A 17907-nucleotide genomic window follows, 5' to 3' on the forward strand; every position below is an offset into this window, starting at 1 on the left:
AGTAGGAGTACTCGTCTTTATGCTGAAATCTGGAGGGATTGGCGTTGTAATCGACGATGTGGGCGGGAGGGATGAAGGGGTCTTTGGGAATTTGGCTGAGATAGGCCGCCGGACTGGTGAGTGGAGCATACACCTCGCGCATATGGCGGTCGGGGCCGCCATTGCCGTAATCGGCGCCGATGCCGACGCTATTGAAAACGGTTACAATGCGAACGTAGCCCCATTTGTCGTAGCCGCCTTTCGTATCCACCAACAGACAGCCCGTATCGGCGCGCAGACAGTCGACGGCGGTGGCGAGGGTTTTGATATTGGCCATCGAAGCGGCGACTCGCGCGCGCATCAGCGAACCTTGCAGCAGGGGAATCGCAATGGTGGCCAATATGCCGACGATGAGGATGACGACGAGCAGTTCGATAAGCGTATAAGCGGTTTGCTTCATGTTATCTCACTCGTAAATGGTAGCGTTCTTGACCTCGGCGAGGGTGGGGAGAACGCCGGGGATGTCCCAGATTTGGGCATAGTTATTGGAAATCGTCAGAAGCCTTTGCTGGTCGGGCGATAGATCGGCGTCGATGAACATATTCCAACTGTCCGTATTATACGGTTTCAGCGAGTAAACGACGTTGCCCTCCAAATCCCATATTCGAACTTCGCTTTTTTTGATATTGCGCCAAACTTCGCTGGCTAAAATGAGTATGTGTTTTTTATCGGGCGTATAGACGGCTTTTTGCACCCAGCAATCGTGCTTGAATTGACGAACGAGTTCCCCCGTTTTGATATCCCACAACGCCGCCGTATTGTCCAAACTTCCCGTCAGCAATTGTTGGCCGTCGGGCGAGAATTGGACGCTGACAACGGGAAAGCCGTGTTGGATGCGGAGAAGTTCCGTTCCCGTTTGACGGTTGAAGATGCGCGCCGTCGGATCCCAGATTCGGCCTGTATCGGGATCGCTCATTCCCCCGCCGGTGGCGACGAGGGATCCATCCGGCGAGATGGCGGCGTCGCGAATGATATTCGGATGTCCAACGAAGGTTTGCACAATCTCTTTCGTATCCATATCCCTCAGAATCGCATCTTTTCTATAGATAGAAACAAATGTTTTTTTATCCGCCGAAAGAGCGACGGATATACAGGATGGCAAAGCTGGCCAGTCATATTTCGATTCCAGGTCTTCTTCGGGAATGTTGAAATAGAGTGGAATCGACCAGATCGGCGTCCATGCTGAGGCTTCCCAATAGATAAATTCCCGGCCGCTGGCGCTGATCGCATTCTTCCTATCAGCGGTTAAGACGATCTTATCGACGCAGACGGTATGGCCAATAATCGACTTCAATGGCTGACCGGTTTCGGCGTCCCATTGATGCATATATATGAATTGTTCCGGATCGACGTCGGTTTTGAATGTTCTAAAAAGAGAAAGAGTATCGCAATGGCCGGTGATGACGCTTTTTCCATCGGGGGAAAATATCCCCTTCAAGAATCGCCTGGGAAAAGCGTCGATTCGTTCAATCTCTTCACCTGTTTCAAAATCCCACAAGAAGATAAGATTATCTTCGTTTTGAGTGAGCAGGCGTTTGTCGTAGGCGTCGGTTTTTAAATAGACAGGAACGAACATTTCCGGCATATTCAATTTTCGTACGTTTCCTGTAGTTATATCAATGAAAAAAACCTCGTTCGAAACCAACGAAACGATGAGTATATTTTGATTCGCTTGCGCGAATTTCATATCGATAAAATTGCGCAGTAGGCTATGTCGTCCGTCTGGATAGTCCGCAAAAGCGCTAAACGCATAAACCGCCTCGCTCGTTTCGAGATCGAAAACCTGAATTTGATAAGTTTTGATATTTTCCGTCGCCATCCATTTCCCGTCTTTAGAAAAAGTGATGTCGCTGTAATCGAAACTAAATAGACGCACGACCTCGCCCGTTTGGTAATTCCATACGATGGGCTGAGCGTTATAGTTAAATTCCGCGCCCACCCAGAGGTTATTAACTGACATTTCTCCCAGAACGGGGCCGTTGTATGGATCGGTTAAAGATGGATCGGTCAGGGTCTTTACGATTTTTCGGCTTTCCAAATCGTAAATTTCGACTTTGTTGTAGAAAAAGGATAAGACTTTTTTCTCGTCGGGAGTAAAGATGCGCGCATAGCGAAGATTGGGGCTGCCGTTTTCGTAAATCGTCTCTTTGGAATCTACATCGATGATTTTGAACGATTCGCCCTTCCTGATCGCCAGCTGCTTGCCATCCGCCAGGAATTGAATCGGACTGTAACCCGAGTTTTTATCGAGCAATAGCGAAGGTTCGGGCGGATTTTTCGTTACGTCCCAAAGCAGATATCCCACGAGGCTGTTAGTTATAACCCTATCTCCCTGCGGTGACAATAAAGCTAATCCGGGATACCCTAATCCCAAAATCAGTTCGCCGGATTCGCCGCGCAGAGGGTAAAAATCCAAAGCGCATAAATTCGCCGCAAATATTGCGCTAGCAATGGTTAAGACGAAGAGAATTAAATAAAGAGTAATATTACGCCTGAACATTTCTTTACACCGAATCGTTTTTATTTTCTTCACGTACCGGCCAATTATTCTATTCGATCATAATAGATTAAAAACTAAAAATAGTAAAGATATTTTTTTATCAATTTCAAAGTAATCGTAAAATTATGGCATTTACCATTATTTAACTTGATCTTAATACTCTTTTACGCTGGATTGATTGTAGGCGTTTATTCTGGAAAGATTTCTGAGGGGATATTAATATGGACTATCTTGTAGCTAATCTCCCCCATATTCATTGATTTGGATCGCTTTGTTTGACTCCTCTAGTATTCAATGACATTTGATTTTGAACGTTGAATTATTGAATAAGACCACTCACCCAAACCCTCCCAAGGGGCGAGGGGACAATTACAAATGTCATAGAGTACGAGTATCTAAAACAAGAAGGCGAGAGAATCATTCCTCCCGCCTCTTTCATTTTACTTTGCAACTTAAGACAAGTTAGATCGCATACGGCGCGCGTTGGGGGCGGCTCAACATATCGTTCGCTTCCTTGTCGTTGACGAACAGTTCGTTTTCCGCGTCCCAGATCAGTTTGCGTCCGCCAAGTTTGCCGCAGATGTTGGCGATATGGCAGGTCGAAACCGAACGGTGGCCGATCTCCGCGTCGGTGATGGGCAGTTCGCGCGATTTCAGGCAATCGACCCAGTTTTGGATATGGTCGTTGCTCGCGTAGAGCCGGACGTCGCTGGAGGTCAGCGGCTCTTGCAGAATGCCGGCGGGATCGGAATCGATGCGACCGCGATCGACGTGGATTTTGCCCTTTGGGCCAATGAAAGTAACGCCGCCGCCGTGGCTGTGGAAATGAACCTTTACGTCGTTGGGATACTGGAAAGTGAAATCGTAGGAAGTAAACGTGTTGTAGTAGCCCGGCTTGACTTCCGCCGTTCCCTCGATGCTCATGGGACCGGAGCCGTCCATCCCTAATCCCCATTGCGCGATATCCATATGATGGGCGCCCCAGTCCGTCACCATGCCGCCGGAGTATTCGAAGAACCAGCGGAATTGAACGTGGTTACGCAATGTGTTATAAGGAACCAGCGGCGCTTGTCCCAGCCGCTTGTCCCAATTCAATCCCGGCGGGATCGGCTCGTCGGGAACGCCTTCGGTTTGCGGAGCGCCTCCGATGCCCACTTCTACGCGTTCGATCTTGCCCAGGCGTCCATTGCGCACGTACTCGCACGCCTTACGGAACTCTTCCGAGGAGCGTTGCTGGCTGCCCGTTTGAAAAACGCGGCCATTGGATCGGGCTGTGCGTACGATCTGACGCCCTTCGTTGATTGTCAACGATAGGGGCTTTTCGCCGTAAACGTCCTTGCCCGCATTCATGGCGTCGATGTAGATTTTCGCGTGCCAATGATCGGGGACGGCGCATAGAATGGCGTCGATGTCCTTGCGCTCAAGCAGCCGTTCGTAGTCCAAATAAGGATCGACGGCGAAGGCAGGCATGGCGGGACGAATCATCTCGCTGCCGCGACCCTCGATCCATACGCGATCTACGTCCAAATCGTCGTCGGATATCTTCAAGGCGTTAAGCAGATAAGGCAGATCCAAATCGCAAATGGCCGCGAGACGCAGGTTATTGTTCCGGCGCGCTCCGTTGAACAAATCCATTCCCCGCCAACCCAGTCCGATGACGCCCACGACGAACTTGTTGCTGGGGGCGTCCTCTCCCAAAACGTAACTGGGGACGATCGTTGGCGCCGAGGCGGCGGCGCCCAATAAAAAGGCCGATTTTCCCGCCGACTTCATGAAATGGCGGCGGTTGGTTTTCTTCATTTCAGTCATGAACCCAAATCCTTTCTTCCAAATAAATTGAATGTCCTACAATACTATAACGAAATGCAATGAGATAGAAGATTTTGCGGGAATGGGGAGATGGAAATAAAGTTAGGCCTGGTTATCAACTACTAAAACAAAGCCAGCTCTCGAAATGATTGTTGCAATAATGAAAAGCGGATTTAGTGTGTTTGTTTCTTTCTTTAGGAATGAGAAATTTGCTGGTAAATAAAAATTTAATTGGCGTCATCCTCCTTTAAAATTCTTTCCAACTCTGGAATTAGCGGTGGAAAATCTTCCAAGATGGTCTTCCAAATGATATTCAATTCAATATCAAAATAGCCGTGTATCAAGCGATTCCGCATTTTGATCATTCGATCCCAGGGGATATTCGGGTATTGGTTTCGGAAGGAATGGAAAATTTTATTTGCCGCTTCGCCTACGAATTCCGTTAATTTGAGGAGGGAGAGCGTAAGCATTTCTTCTCGATCCAAGTCTTCGCGCGTCCGGTTTTGAATAAACTGCAAGGCCTTCTGAACCGCATCCAGAATATGATGAACTCGTTTCAAATCAGCTCCGTTCATATTGCAACTCGGCCGTCTGCATAACTTCTTCTCGAAAATAGCGGCTTAAATCGCCGGGAGTTAGCATTTGCACTTCTCTTCCCAAATGCTCCATCAATTCCAATTCCATACCCGCTAAAGTAATCAACCCCGGTTCCCGTCCAGGTTCGAATTCCACCAACAAATCGATATCGCTTTCCGGCCTCAATTCGCCTCGCAGTGCTGAACCGAATAAAGATAGTTTGCAAATATGATTTCGAAGGCAAAAATCCGATAATTTTTCCGGACGAATCGTTAAAACCGGATTGAGGGTAATTGACGAGCTCATATTCGATTTTCCTCTTTAGAGTGGAGATTCGGAATCCGTTATCAATAGGATCTTCGCTGTGTCGCCTTATATATGGGATTCGATTTTCGAAATCATTTTATAACAAAAATTATAGCCGAAAAACGGCGAGAGCCTTCGAAATTGTCCAACCGTTTTATTTTTCATTTCGTACTTTCGTGATTCAGGCGAAGATCTCTATAAATTTCTTAAGTTTTTTATTGCGCGTAACATGAATTATTTATGCATCGCAGGCGCTGCGCTGGTCGTAGGGGCTGGACGTAGGGTCTGATGGCAAAGGGTCCGGATGAACGGCGAAAAAAAAGGATGGAATAAATCGCCGTCTCATAATTCTTTAAAAAAAGCCTAATACGATAACGTTTACGCCGGAAATTCGCGGACAAGAAAGCGTTGCTTCTTTCGTCTTCTATCGTTGTTTCCCTTGACCGGCTTGCCAGAACTGGAGTTTGAAGCAAACTTCTTTATAGAATCCCATGCGCGAAAGCGCCCTATTTGGAGTTGTTTTCGCGAATCAGATTAGGTAAACTACCATGAACGCCGAACTTTTGGAGTATTTAATGCCCACCAAAAGACAAGATATCCCGATTTACCGGCGCGGCTTCGGATTGAAAGAAGAAGTCGCCGACACGCTGATTTCCGAATATAAAAGTTCATTAATCAACCACTTGCGCGGAAATGGGTTTTCCTTGCAGGTGGGTGGTCTGCGGATTTTATTGGCGAAAGAGTTCGGTTTTTGCTACGGCGTGGATCGCGCTGTGGATTACGCCTACGAAACCCGGCGTATGTTTTCCAACCGAACGTTGTACATCACGACGGAAATCATTCACAATCCCTTGGTGAATCGCAAGTTGCGGGAGATGGGAGTGCGCTTCCTCAGCGGCGGCGAAGGGAAAACGTACGCCTACGAAGACATCAAGCCGGAAGACGTCGTGATTCTTCCCGCTTTCGGCGCCAGCGTGGAACAGATGGAAAAACTGACCAAAATCGGCTGCACCTTGGTCGATACGACCTGCGGTTCCGTGATGACGGTGTGGAAACGAGTGGAGAAGAACGCCAAGGACGGCTATGCCTCGATCATCCACGGCAAATACAAGCACGAGGAGACTCTAGCCACCAGTTCGCGGGCGCTGCAATTTCACGGAGGGCGTTATCTCATCGTACGGGACGAGCAAGAAGCCGAAATCGTTTGCGATTATATTCTTCACGGCCGCGACAAAGAACAATTTCTGCGGCGTTTTCAAAACGCCATCAGCCCAGGATTCGATCCCGACCGTGATTTGCAAAAAGTCGGCCTTGCCAATCAAACCACCATGCTCAGCAGCGAATCGCTTTATATCGCCAAGATGATCGAAACGGCGATGCGCAATCGATATGGCGCGGAAGAGATCAATAGCCGATTCCGGTCCTTCGATACGATATGCAGCGCTACTCAGGAACGGCAGGACGCCATCATCGAGTTGGGAGAAAAGCATCCCGACGTTATTCTCGTCGTCGGCGGATACAATAGCAGCAACACGACGCACTTGTGCGAAATCGGCCTCCGGTTTGCTTCCACCTATCATATCAGCGAATCGGATTGCATTCTCTCCCGGCGGGAAATCCGCCATCAGCCCTTTGGCGGACGCGGGGAGATTATCACGGAAAATTGGCTTCCCCAGGAACCGGTTTCCGTCGGCATTACGTCCGGCGCTTCTACACCGGACAAAGTTGTGGAGCGAAGCATTCTCCGCACATTGGAATTTTGCGGGTATTCTTTGTCGGACGTCAATATGGACATGGATGCTGCAACGATCCATAAATAATCGATGCGGCGTATGTCGAATCCAAACGCGCTCGAAGATTCCTTTCCCCGAAAGATCGTATTAGAACTTCGTAAGACCCCGATCCCGCTATATACTTACCCCTAAATTTTTGAAATAATAGATAATTGCGCCCTGCCTCCCGGCGATTGCGGAATTTCGAATCTAACGTTTGAGACAACCACGGAACGAAAACCGCCGCAGCGGATGATATTGTCTCTTCCCAGCGGCAAGGATAGAAAATGGAAACGAACGGATCGACAAAAGAACGATGCGTATTGGGCGTGGATTTGGGCGGAACGAAAATCCTTTCCGCTGTGGTAGCAGAATCGGGAAAGATCGTCGCCCGCGCCAAGAAAAAGACTCGTCCCGAAAAACCGGCGGAAGATATTCTCGCCAGAATCGCCGCCTGCTGCCACGAGGCGGTGGAAGCGGCGGGCATGACGCTGGAAGAGATCGCAGGCATCGGCGTCGGTTCGCCCGGCCCCCTCGATCCCGATAAAGGGTGCGTCATCGAAACGCCCAATCTCAACCTGCGCGGCGCGCCTATCGCGCCCTATCTTTCCAAAGAGTTGAATATACCCGCCTTTCTGGATAACGACGTCAACGTCGGTACGCTGGGCGAATTCGTTTACGGAGCGGGTAAGGGAAGAAGCGACATTATCGGCATTTTCATGGGTACCGGAATCGGCGGCGGCGTTATCATCAACGGCCGTTTGCTGCATGGCTTCAGCAAAAACGCCGGCGAACTGGGGCATATGAAACTCGTCGCAGGCGGAGCGGTTTGCGGCTGCGGACAGCGGGGCTGCCTGGAAGCCTACGCCAGCAAAACGGCGATGATCAAACGCTTCAAAAGAGCGGTAAAGAAAAAGAAGCCAACCGTTCTCACTACGTTAATCGGCAACGATTGGGACAAGCTAACCAGCAAAGTATTTCTCCAAGCGATCGAGGCGAAGGATGAATTGGTCGTCTCGACGATAGACCGGGCGGCGAAATATACCGGCGTCGCCGTTGGCAGCCTGTTGAACATTCTCAGCCCGGAAATGGTGATTATCGGCGGCGGACTTGTCGAAGCGCTGGGCGAAAAAGTTCTCGACCGCATCCGCGAATTCGCCAAGAAAAATTGCTTTCCCATCGTCTTTGAGGGAGTCGAGATCGTCCCCGCTGCGCTGGGGGATGACGCGGGAATCCTCGGCGCAGCGGCGCTGGCCTGGTCGCGATTGAATTCTAGATAGATTCGCGGAGAAATGGCGAACATTATGACGGACCGCGTCGTCCTGGCAATTCGCTTTGGGTATTATACCAACATGCATTGAGATTGTTGTTTTCAAAATTCCTCTCCCAAGATTGGGAGAGGTTAGGTGAGGGTTGATATTATTAGGCTTATATTTCCCTCACCCTAACCCTCTCCCAAAGGGCGAGGGAATTTATAAGCTGCAATTGTAACGCAGATTGGTATTAGTAGGGGCGAGAATAGAAATCTCCATGCCTCTCCTTTTCACGCTGATTTTCTTTCAGGAGCCGATGATAGGCGAAGCTCCCTCTGACCCCCTGAAAAAAGCAGTAGCCGAAGGCTAGGACGAACAGGATGCCGCGAGGTCTTCCCGATTCGATCCATACAATAATAAAATTGGCGAAAAGATAGACGAATAGCGCCAAAGCGCAGAGGCGGCTGCGGCTAAAGATTCCCCACGAAAGCGCAAAAATAAGAAAAACGTCGATCAAATCCAACGCTTCCGTTTCTAAAGCAGGAAAAAACATAAGCCCCAAAAAGGTGAAGAACATAAGAACGCCGCCGTAAATCAGTCCTCCCGTACCCGCATTGTCGATGGCTTGCATGATTTCGCGCTTGTCCATGAGTTTGCTCCTTTGCTCGACAAACATAATACCAACCTGCATTTAGATTGGCGCCAATAATTTCCCTCGCCCTCTGGGAGAGGGTTAGGGTGAGGGGTTTTAAGTCTATCCAAATCAACCCTCACCTAACCTCTCCCCATCTTGGGAGAGGAATTTGAAAATCGACATTCTTAATGCAGATGGGTATAAGACGTATCCAAATGATGTTTATTGAGAATTAATTCCATACGCCCTCTCATACGAATAGGAATTCGCTTTATCTCCTCCACTGAAAGCGTTGCTGCGCCAGTTTTACGACGGCGAGGGAATGGGGATCGAGAACGAATTGCACGCCGTTCGGAGCGATTGACGTCCGGACGGAATGTTCATTAGGGAGAGCGAAAGCAGTTTTACGGGCGTGTTCTCGTTCTTGATCGTCGAGAGGTTGGCGGCATTCGACAAGAAACTCGACGGATTGGTTGAGGAAGTTCTCCACGGCGAGCAGGCCATTGTCGAAGAGATAGAGGCTTACGCCCGCCGGTCCGGAAACGCGCAATCCCAAAGGATAAAGAAGACGATCGCGCCAAGATTGGAGTAAGGCAGAATTCAACTCGAGGAGCCGCTGCGTTTCTTGAGGGATTTCGAGAATGGCGATGGATTCCGGGAAATGGATTCCTTTAACCTGGAGCATATGGCGAAGGTTGCCAGTAAGGGCGATCGGCTTTTTTTCTTCGAGGAATTCGTCGAATTGAGCGGGGAAAATATCGCTTTGCCAGCTGGGGGCGGCGAAGAGAACGGCGGGATAAGAAACGTCGATGCGGCTAAGCGGCGCCAGGGGCCAACCCAATAGGCTCAAGCGGCTGTATATATGAGGTTCGCCGCCGGGATCGCTGTTGGGGATTTGAGGAGCGAGTATTCCGGCGGGCGAGGCTTCGGCCACGGCTTCGGCGAGCAGAAATAGATTGGGAATTTCTTCCAGAAGACGCGCAGCGTTGACGGCGCCCGTTTCATTTTGAAGGCCGCCGAAATGATGAAGCAGCGCTTCTTTCGCGCCTCCCAGGATGATTTGACGCGCTTGCTCGACGCATTCGTCGGGCGAGGCTTCGCAGGCATCGATGCATCCACCGCCCATTTTGCCGGGGCCGATATCGGCGAGCCAGCGCAGAAGAAAGAAGGCGGCGCCGGGAAAAGAGCGGCGCTGGGGCGCTTCGCCGAGAGTAGGCGTTTGCGCCCAGATATGGTCAAAGAGATCGGTTTGGGTTTCCACGTTGCAGCCCTGCAAGGGGTAGAGATCGTACCAGGGGGGATATTTCAACATCACTTCAACGCGGGGATTAATGAGACGGGCGGGGCCGAGTATCGCCTCGCGGCAGACTCTCAACATCAGATCGCAGCGGTATTCCATCCAGGATTGGTCGCCTCGCGCCTTGAGGGACGCTTCGGAATCGTCATCCGTATAGAGGAAGCCGTCGATCAAGATTTCGTCGAAAATAGAGGCGGCGCCTTCGAAGAGGCGGCGGCATTCGGTCAGCGTTTCCGGGGCTTCGTAATTGGAGACGGCGTTGCATTGATTGGAGGGAATTCCCATGCCCGTGGGCGCGACGCAGCCGGAGACATCGATGCGCAGTTGGCGAAAGAGATCGCGCGCCCGCGCTAGACGCTCCGTTTCCGGCGAATAGCCGTTGCGGAAAGTTTCAAGAAATATCCGCGTGAAGCCTCGGTCTTTGCACCAGGCGGCGGCATGGCGGATTTCCTCATCCGAATTCAAGTAGTTTCCAACGTCTTGGGCGGTAAAAAGGATGGAAAATCGAAACTCGCGTTCGCGTCCCTTCGCTCGTTCCCACATTCCTGCGTCTCCTTGCCTTTCAAGGCGTAAAACGCTTGATGGAACCTATCGGACGGGCGCAATATCCATCCCTTCCTGACGTGGTTCCAGTCACTACCCTGCCGTCGAAGAATCGGGCGTCAATAGAATACAAATAAACTAACAGATTAATATACTATTGAAAATGCGGATTGGATATGAGGCAAAGAAAAATATTTCTTCGCTCGGTTTAGGGAAGCAAAACGATCATAGGAAAAAATAGATCGATGGCTTTCCTGAGTTTTTATAACGTTCCCAATCGATAAGGTAAGGCAAGAATTTAAGAATTCAACTTCTCGCGACCTTCTTAATGAATTAGACTATGGAATAATACCATTCGAATTGGATGCGGACAAAGCAGGTTGCTAACGATGTTTTTCTTTATTTTATCTTTTGGAGCATTAATGAGTATAATCGCTTTGGTTTTCTTTATTCTACTATGGGCGGCGAATCGCAGAAAAGGCGCTCCTCCCCCCGAGGAAATGCCGCAAAATTGGTCGAATTTCTCCATCCGTAAACATGGAGAATCGGGCAAGGGCATTCGCTAAGGAGCGCCGCCGGTTCAATTGCGAATCAATATTGAAAGAAAGGCGGAGAAATCTCGTATGCGTTTCTCGAAAACAACCGATTACGCTTTGCGAGTCATGGTGGCTCTCGCACTGGCGAACGACGAGAAGTTAAGCTTGCAGTTCTTGTCGAAACGAGAGCGCATACCCCGCAAGTTTTTGGAGCATGTCATACGGGGATTGAAGACGGCGGAATTGGTCAAGAGCACCCCAGGCCCGAAAGGGGGCTATCAGTTGATGCGTCCCGCCAATCTCATTTCCGTGAGCCACATATTGCAAGCGGCGCAGGGGCCTCTAATGCCTTTGGATAGGTTGGATTCCGCCACAGCGCCGCTGCATCTGAAAGAACCGATCGATCGCTTGCGCCAAGTCGTTAAGGAGATTCGCGAATTCGCCCGCGAGAAATTGGATTCCGTAACCCTTTCGGAACTGGCCGCCGTACATGAGATTAACGACGCTCGCGAAACATTGATGTATTATATTTAGTGGTCAGTGGCCATAAAAGTAGAGTGATTGATGGATCGAACGGCGCAATCCATCCAACGATTGTACCATATTTATCAATCCGTATTCGTCATGAATAACGGCGCTCCCAATTATCCCCAAATGACGACTGTATATATCGCTCTAGGTTCCAATTTGGGAGACCCTCGGACGAATCTCGAAAGAGCCGTCGCCGAGATCGGCGCGTTGGAGGGAGTTCGGGCGATGCGGGTTTCGCCATTCTATCGGACTAAAGCCGTGGGCATGGAGGAGAACACTCCGGATTTTCTAAACGGCGTTTTGGAAGCCGAGACGGAATGGGAGCCGCGCCAGTTATTGGACGCCCTGTTGCGCATCGAAAAACAGATGGGGCGTTTGCGTCCGGCGGGGGGCTGCGCATCGCGCATCATCGATTTGGACCTTCTTCTATACGGTAACGATAGTAGGCAAGAAACCAGCCTGGAACTTCCTCATCCCCGGATGCGCGAGCGTTGGTTTGCGCTCAAGCCGCTGGCGGATCTCGCTCCGGATTTGCTTCTCCCCGGCGGCGAGACTGTGCGGGAGGCGTTGGCGCGGGTGGAAGAGGAAGATCTTGGACTTTGCGGAAGTTGCGGCGAGTGATGGAGAACGGCGCCGAACGGGATTCGCCTTTCAAGGGAACGTTCCGCTTGTTCTTTTTGGGAACGGTCAGCGCATTCGTTTACGTTTTTCTCTTCCTGTTATCCGGCGAGGAATTGTGTCCGCGCGGGGCGAGCGGTTTAGCCGTCACTCGTTTTTTGCAAGCGTACGCTTTACTCTTTTTCTGCTATTGGCGGCTCGTCGCGCCGCTGGCGCGGGGGAAGCGCATGGACCCGCGCCATCTATGGTTCGCCATCGCCTTCTCCTTGCTTTTCCGGGCGATCATGCTGCCGTCCCTGCCGATATTGGAGAACGATATTTACCGGTATATGTGGGACGGCCATCTCGGCGCCCAAGGAATCAATCCCTACCGTTACGCTCCAGTCGATTCCGCGTTGAACGAATATGAAACTCCCTACCGGCGGCTAATTAATTATCCCTCCATACCCACGATCTATCCTCCTGTACTGCAATTCGTCTTTTGCCTGGCGGAATTTCTCTATCCCGGCAGCGTGGAGGGGATGAAGTTCATCCTCCTGATTTTCGACGCGGGAACGATTTTTCTTATATTGTCCTTATTGAAAAAATTGGAATATCCTCAGGAATGGTGCTTGATCTACGCCTGGTCGCCGCTCGTCGTCAAGGAGATCGCCAATTCCGGCCACGCCGATTCCGTAAGCGCGTTTCTTCTGGTTGCGTTCTTAAGGCTGCTGGCGGAGAAGCGCATGGCGTGGAGCGCCATCGCCTTGGCGGCGTTGACCTTGACGAAGTTTTTCGGGGCGTTGTTGGTCCCGCTGTTTCACGCCGCTTGGAAATGGCGCCATTTCGTTCTTTTCCTGTTGATTATGCTTCTCATCTACGCGCCATTCCTTGCGTCGATGGATGTGAATCCATTTACGGGATTTATAACGTATTCCCAGCAATGGCGTTTCAACGGCGGCGTATTCGATTGCGCCGAGCAAGCGATTGCAACGCTGGGCGGAGAGGCGGCGGAGAACTCCGATCGCCTGGCGAGGCTGTTTTTGTTCGCGGTTATTCTGGCAACGGCGGCGTGGCAAAGCGCGGCGCTGACTTGGCGGCGGACGCAGCGCGATCTATTTCGGACGATATTTATCGTCATGGGAACGTTGCTGATGTGCTCGCCAGTCATCGATCCCTGGTATCTGGTTTGGATGGCGCCGTTGCTCTGCCTGTTTCCCAACCGGGCGTGGATTCTATTCACCGGCCTGGTTTTTCTTTCTTATACCTATTACTACAAGATGCAATTTCCCTGGTGGGCGAGGGGCGTCGAGTTTGGAGGATTTTTTCTCGTATTCTTATGGGACGATATTTTGGGAAATGGAAAGTTTGGAAATATCCTTAAGACTCCGTCGCAACAAGAAAAGAAAGACAGCGAATCGCCTTTACTTCTTATTGAGAAATAGAGGAGGAAAACCTTCGATGATTATGATGCGCCAGGGCGAATCGGGAACGGAATCGAACATAACCAGCGTGGATTTGCCTCTTTCGGCGTGGATGTAGGTTCCGCGATGGCGGTCTTTCGTTTTTTCCACGATTTCGTTCCAGAACGGCGGTTTCGTTTCATTGCCGAATAAAATGGAATCGTTTTCTCCCAAAACGAAACATTGCGTTTTTTCGCCGCCGGGAGGCGTGTAGTTTTTCAAGGAAGCGCTTAGCAAGGTTTCGGGAGATTCCTGGTTTGCCGTTTTCATGGCGGCGAGAGCAAGATCGCGCATTTCCATGAGAGCGAAACTCACGTCGTGAATAACCGATTCAGGCGCGTAAGGCTCGGAGGTTTTGAAAACCAGCGGCCAGAAAAAATAGAAAGCGAGGAAAAGAAAGAGAATTACGAAAAGGAAACCGGCGCCCGTCATATGGCGAGCCAATCGTCCCTGCACAGGTTCTTCGAGACGTTTGCGATAAGCGCGCAAAATAGATTCGCGGTTGTCCGGCGTCATTATTCTTCAAAATCCACTAGTAGCATTTTACCCTCATGACTTGAATGCGGGAATTATGATACTATATTTCCGTTGCCAACGGGAAGCGGCGCAGGCGAGGTTTCTATGGGACGGTGCGCGGTTACGCGCTCCTGCAGCAGTAGGATTGAAAATCCTTTAATCCTAGCCGTCCGGATTCCTACAATAACAAGCCATGACAAAGCGAGAGAACCATTGACGGCCTCCATTGAAAATATCGGCTCTTTTTATCGTCTGGGGGATCATCCCGCTGGGGAGCGGTGGACGGTAGAGGAAGCCTACGAATTTTGCCGCAATCTGACTTATTCCCATTACGAAAATTTTCCCGTAGGCTCGCTGCTGGTTCCCAAGAGGTTGCGTCCCCATGTGCACGCTATTTACGCTTTCGCTCGAGCTTCGGACGATTTCGCCGACGAGGAATCGTACAAAGGCCAGCGGATGGATTTGCTCAACGAATGGGAGCGGTTGCTGGAAGAGTGTTACGAAGGCCGCGCCGAGCATCCCATCTTCATAGCCTTGGGAGAAACGGTGAAGGAGTTCGAACTGCCGATCGATCTTTTCAAGGGACTCTTGCGCGCCTTCAAAATGGATGTAACGGTGAGCCGCTATGAGGCTTTCGAGCAGGTGCTAGGCTATTGCCGCTATTCCGCCAATCCGGTGGGAAGGCTGATTCTGCATTTGTTCGATTACAAAGACGAGGAATTGTTCGCGTTGTCCGACTGCATTTGCACGGCGCTGCAATTGGCCAATTTCTGGCAGGACGTAACCATCGATTTGAAGAAGGATCGTATTTATATTCCCAAAGACGAGATGAAGCGGGAGCGATACGGCGAGGACGAACTCTTCGCCCATGTCTATGATGAGCGCTTTCGGAAAGTGCTCGCTCCATTGGCGAAGCGCACGTGGGATTTGTTCGATCAAGGCTATCCGCTGGTAGAGCGCGTCGCATGGCCGCTGAATGCGGAATTGCGCTTCACCTGGCTGGGAGGAACCACGATCCTGGCGCGTGTGGCGGAAAACGATTTTAATGTTTTCGATCGCCGCCCGGCGTTATCCAAATGGGATTTCATCAAATGGGGCGTTCGTTCGCTGACCGGGACGGGAAGCATCCGCCGCCGATTGGCGGCGTTCTTCCAAAGCATAATTGATTGATTATTATAACGGCTAGATCGTAGGATGGGTCGCGTTGTTTGACCCATCAATAAATATCTTAATTCGATGGGTCAACAAACATGACCCATCCTACTATTCTAATCACTGGCTGCTGGCCGCTAATCACTGTTAAAATAATCCCCCATTTTGCAGGGAGTATGGGATGGATTCCAATCAATATACCAAGCAGCAAACCAAAGACAGCAAGACCAACTTCTATTATTCCTTTCTATTCTTGCCCAAAGAAAAGCGGGACGCCATTTTTACCGTCTATTCCTTTTGCCGCCATACGGACGACATCGTCGACGAAATCGAAGACCCCGCCGAGGCGCGCCGGCAGTTGGACGAATGGCGCAAGGAATTGGACGCATGCTATGATGGACGCCCTTTGCATCCGATCATGGACGCATTGTTGAAGATTAGCCGCCGGTTTTCGCTGCCCAAGCAGTATTTTCACGATCTCATCGACGGCTGCGAGATGGACTTGACGCATAAGCGCTACGAAACGTTCGCCGACTTGTCGCAATACTGTTACCGCGTGGCCAGCGTGGTGGGGTTGATCTGCATCGAGATTTTCGGATATCGCGATCCCAAGACGAAGGACTACGCCGTCAATCTGGGCATGGCGCTGCAATTGACCAACATCATGCGCGACGTAGGCGAGGACGTCCGCATCGGACGGATATATCTTCCCGCCGAAGATTTGGCGCAATTCCATTATTCCGAAGAAGAAGTAATCAAGGAAACCTATTCGCCTGCGTTCGTGGAGTTGATGCGCTTTCAGGAAGAACGCGCGCGCCGTTATTTCGCTAAAGCGATGGAACATTACGATCGGCGCGACCGCCATTTGCTTTTTCCCGCCGAGGTGATGCGCAAAATCTATTTCCGGCTTTTGGACAACATCGCAGCCGCCGATTACAACGTTTACCAAACCCGCATCCGCGTCTCTAATAAAGTAAAACTAGGTATCGCGTTGCGGCTGTGGCTGGGCAGCCGCTGGCGGCGTCTGCTTCCATGAACGCCGATGTAGTCGTTTTAGGAGGCGGCTTCGCGGGTATGTCCGCCGCCAGCCACCTCGCGCAACGCGGGGCGCAAACGGTTCTCGTGGAGAAAAAGCCGTTTCTCGGCGGGCGCGTCTATTCAGTGCGAGACCGGTGCGGGGATTGGATCGACAACGGCCAACACGCCTTAATGGGCTGCTATCGCGAGACGCTGAAGCTGCTTGATATGTGGGGAACGGCGGACGGCGTCCAATTTCAAGACGATCTTCAAGTTCCATACCGCAGCGCCAAAGGTTGGCGGGATGCGTTGGCTTGCCCCCATTGGCCGGGACCGCTGCATCTGCTCGCGGGGATGCTGCGCATGAGTTCGCTGACCTGGCGCGACAAACTGGCGGCCATGCGTTTCGGCTTGGAGTTGCGCCGCAAGGGAGGCGTTCATGAGTCGGAGACGCTCGGCGCCTTTTGCGAGCGCCTGGGTCAAACGCCCGCTCTTCGCCAGCGCCTATGGGACTCCATCGCGCTCTCGGCGCTGAACGAGACGCCGGAACAAGCCGACGCAGAACTATTCAAGACGGTGATGCAACAAGCCTTTCTCGGCGGCGCCAAGGATTCGCGCATGGGGCTTCCCGTAATTCCCTGGCATGAACTGCACGGAGAGCGCTTCATCCAGTTTTTGCAAGCGCGGAAGGGGCGCGTCATCCTGAGAAACGCCGTTCGCCGATTAGAGACGGCGGGGAATCGCATCGCGGCGGTTCATTTGGCTTCCGGCGAACGGATCGCCTGCGAAGCGTGCGTATCCGCCCTGCCTTTTGCGAGCCTGCGGACGTTGCTGGACGCTTCCAATCTTTCGGAGCGCATCGATATTCCCGATCTAGGCGCGTCGCCGATCGTCAACGTTTATCTTTGGTACGATAAAGCCTTCACGACGGAAAAATTCGCCTGCCTGCTGGACGCAACGTTCGAATGGGCGTTTCATCGATCCAATTTCATGAAAGCGGGTGGCCATTCCGGATTTTGCGTCAGTCTAACAGTCAGCGCCGGGCGGCGATTGCAAGAACGATCGCGCGCGCAATTGATAGAAGCGGCGAAAGAAGATATCCAAAAAACCTACCCCGAAAGCGATGGCGCGCAGCCAAACCATGCGTCCGTCTTTTGGGAACCGCAAGCGACATTTTCCGCTACGCCGCAAAATGCGCGCCGCAGGCCCGGCCCGAAGACGGCGATTGCCAATTTCGTTCTCGCTGGAGATTGGATCGCTACGGGGTTGCCCGCCACGATCGAAGGCGCCGCGCTAAGCGGCGTTAGAGCGTTGGATGGTTTGAAAGCGTGATGCCAACCTGAATTTAGATTGTTGTCAGCTATTT

16 protein-coding genes are annotated in these 17907 nt (G+C 51.3%); 8 read left to right on the forward strand and 8 right to left on the reverse strand.

Features of this window, described 5'->3' with window-relative positions:
• From AB1656_26320 to AB1656_26340, 5 genes are all read right to left on the reverse strand, one after another.
• A partial coding sequence (locus tag AB1656_26320; protein MEW6238915.1) for a prepilin-type N-terminal cleavage/methylation domain-containing protein occupies window positions 1-439 on the reverse strand: 439 nt, incomplete at its 3' end.
• Between the two features lie 6 nt (window positions 440-445).
• On the reverse strand, window positions 446-2539 hold the full coding sequence (locus AB1656_26325; GenBank protein MEW6238916.1) for a WD40 repeat domain-containing protein: 2094 nt from the start codon (window positions 2537-2539) through the stop codon (window positions 446-448).
• 462 nt (window positions 2540-3001) lie between these two features.
• Entirely contained in the window at window positions 3002-4348 is a 1347-nt protein-coding gene (locus tag AB1656_26330) for a Gfo/Idh/MocA family oxidoreductase (GenBank protein MEW6238917.1), read from the reverse strand.
• 227 nt (window positions 4349-4575) lie between these two features.
• Entirely contained in the window at window positions 4576-4923 is a 348-nt protein-coding gene (locus AB1656_26335; protein ID MEW6238918.1) for a HepT-like ribonuclease domain-containing protein, read from the reverse strand.
• Window positions 4910-5230: a nucleotidyltransferase family protein gene (locus AB1656_26340; GenBank protein MEW6238919.1), complete on the reverse strand. Its 321-nt coding sequence runs from the start codon at window positions 5228-5230 to the stop codon at window positions 4910-4912. The genes AB1656_26335 and AB1656_26340 overlap by 14 nt, the downstream gene beginning before the upstream one ends.
• Window positions 5231-5778: 548 nt before the next feature.
• Here AB1656_26340 and AB1656_26345 point away from each other — a divergent pair.
• Together AB1656_26345 and AB1656_26350 are read left to right on the forward strand one after the other, a co-directional pair.
• Window positions 5779-7050, forward strand: coding sequence for a 4-hydroxy-3-methylbut-2-enyl diphosphate reductase (locus AB1656_26345; protein MEW6238920.1), 1272 nt, complete (start codon window positions 5779-5781; stop codon window positions 7048-7050).
• Window positions 7051-7289: 239 nt separating this feature from the next.
• A complete protein-coding gene (locus AB1656_26350) occupies window positions 7290-8282 on the forward strand; it encodes an ROK family protein (GenBank protein ID MEW6238921.1) in 993 nt (330 codons plus the stop codon).
• A gap of 223 nt (window positions 8283-8505) precedes the next feature.
• Here AB1656_26350 and AB1656_26355 read toward each other — a convergent pair whose 3' ends face one another.
• Entirely contained in the window at window positions 8506-8904 is a 399-nt protein-coding gene (locus AB1656_26355) for a hypothetical protein (protein ID MEW6238922.1), read from the reverse strand.
• A gap of 256 nt (window positions 8905-9160) precedes the next feature.
• Window positions 9161-10729, reverse strand: coding sequence for a hypothetical protein (locus tag AB1656_26360; GenBank protein ID MEW6238923.1), 1569 nt, complete (start codon window positions 10727-10729; stop codon window positions 9161-9163).
• Between the two features lie 623 nt (window positions 10730-11352).
• Here AB1656_26360 and AB1656_26365 point away from each other — a divergent pair.
• Genes AB1656_26365 through AB1656_26375 form a run of 3 tightly spaced genes read left to right on the forward strand, consistent with a single transcriptional unit; the run spans window position 11353 to window position 13838 of the window.
• A complete protein-coding gene (locus AB1656_26365) occupies window positions 11353-11799 on the forward strand; it encodes an Rrf2 family transcriptional regulator (protein MEW6238924.1) in 447 nt (148 codons plus the stop codon).
• Between the two features lie 30 nt (window positions 11800-11829).
• Entirely contained in the window at window positions 11830-12417 is a 588-nt protein-coding gene (folK, locus tag AB1656_26370; GenBank protein ID MEW6238925.1) for a 2-amino-4-hydroxy-6-hydroxymethyldihydropteridine diphosphokinase, read from the forward strand.
• Window positions 12396-13838 carry a glycosyltransferase 87 family protein gene (locus AB1656_26375; protein ID MEW6238926.1) on the forward strand — a complete coding sequence of 481 codons (1443 nt, stop codon included), beginning with the start codon at window positions 12396-12398 and terminating at the stop codon, window positions 13836-13838. Before folK ends, AB1656_26375 begins: the two co-directional genes overlap by 22 nt.
• Here AB1656_26375 and AB1656_26380 read toward each other — a convergent pair.
• Window positions 13818-14372: a hypothetical protein gene (locus AB1656_26380; GenBank protein MEW6238927.1), complete on the reverse strand. Its 555-nt coding sequence runs from the start codon at window positions 14370-14372 to the stop codon at window positions 13818-13820. The genes AB1656_26375 and AB1656_26380 overlap by 21 nt on opposite strands.
• A 105-nt stretch (window positions 14373-14477) precedes the next feature.
• Between AB1656_26380 and hpnC the strand changes: the two genes are divergently transcribed.
• From hpnC to hpnE, 3 genes are all read left to right on the forward strand, one after another.
• Window positions 14478-15542, forward strand: coding sequence for a squalene synthase HpnC (gene hpnC / locus AB1656_26385; protein MEW6238928.1), 1065 nt, complete (start codon window positions 14478-14480; stop codon window positions 15540-15542).
• A 163-nt stretch (window positions 15543-15705) separates the two neighbouring features.
• Window positions 15706-16560: a presqualene diphosphate synthase HpnD gene (hpnD, locus tag AB1656_26390; protein ID MEW6238929.1), complete on the forward strand. Its 855-nt coding sequence runs from the start codon at window positions 15706-15708 to the stop codon at window positions 16558-16560.
• On the forward strand, window positions 16524-17873 hold the full coding sequence (gene hpnE, locus AB1656_26395; protein ID MEW6238930.1) for a hydroxysqualene dehydroxylase HpnE: 1350 nt from the start codon (window positions 16524-16526) through the stop codon (window positions 17871-17873). The genes hpnD and hpnE overlap by 37 nt, the downstream gene beginning before the upstream one ends.
• The last annotated feature ends 34 nt before the right edge of the window (window positions 17874-17907 follow it).

Source organism: Candidatus Omnitrophota bacterium (genome assembly GCA_040755155.1).
In the GTDB taxonomy this organism is placed as follows: Bacteria; Hinthialibacterota; Hinthialibacteria; order Hinthialibacterales; family Hinthialibacteraceae; genus JBFMBP01.

Excerpts from the sequence above, each read along its gene's own strand:
- AB1656_26325 (MEW6238916.1), bottom strand. The coding sequence starts at position 2,539 with ATGTTCAGGCGTAATATTACTCTTTATTTAATTCTCTTCGTCTTAACC.
- AB1656_26330 (MEW6238917.1), bottom strand. The coding sequence starts at position 4,348 with ATGACTGAAATGAAGAAAACCAACCGCCGCCATTTCATGAAGTCGGCG.
- AB1656_26335 (MEW6238918.1), bottom strand. The coding sequence starts at position 4,923 with ATGAACGGAGCTGATTTGAAACGAGTTCATCATATTCTGGATGCGGTT.
- AB1656_26340 (MEW6238919.1), bottom strand. The coding sequence starts at position 5,230 with ATGAGCTCGTCAATTACCCTCAATCCGGTTTTAACGATTCGTCCGGAA.
- AB1656_26345 (MEW6238920.1), top strand. The coding sequence starts at position 5,779 with ATGAACGCCGAACTTTTGGAGTATTTAATGCCCACCAAAAGACAAGAT.
- AB1656_26350 (MEW6238921.1), top strand. The coding sequence starts at position 7,290 with ATGGAAACGAACGGATCGACAAAAGAACGATGCGTATTGGGCGTGGAT.
- AB1656_26355 (MEW6238922.1), bottom strand. The coding sequence starts at position 8,904 with ATGGACAAGCGCGAAATCATGCAAGCCATCGACAATGCGGGTACGGGA.
- AB1656_26360 (MEW6238923.1), bottom strand. The coding sequence starts at position 10,729 with ATGTGGGAACGAGCGAAGGGACGCGAACGCGAGTTTCGATTTTCCATC.
- AB1656_26365 (MEW6238924.1), top strand. The coding sequence starts at position 11,353 with ATGCGTTTCTCGAAAACAACCGATTACGCTTTGCGAGTCATGGTGGCT.
- folK (MEW6238925.1), top strand. The coding sequence starts at position 11,830 with ATGGATCGAACGGCGCAATCCATCCAACGATTGTACCATATTTATCAA.
- AB1656_26380 (MEW6238927.1), bottom strand. The coding sequence starts at position 14,372 with ATGACGCCGGACAACCGCGAATCTATTTTGCGCGCTTATCGCAAACGT.
- hpnC (MEW6238928.1), top strand. The coding sequence starts at position 14,478 with ATGGGACGGTGCGCGGTTACGCGCTCCTGCAGCAGTAGGATTGAAAAT.
- hpnD (MEW6238929.1), top strand. The coding sequence starts at position 15,706 with ATGGATTCCAATCAATATACCAAGCAGCAAACCAAAGACAGCAAGACC.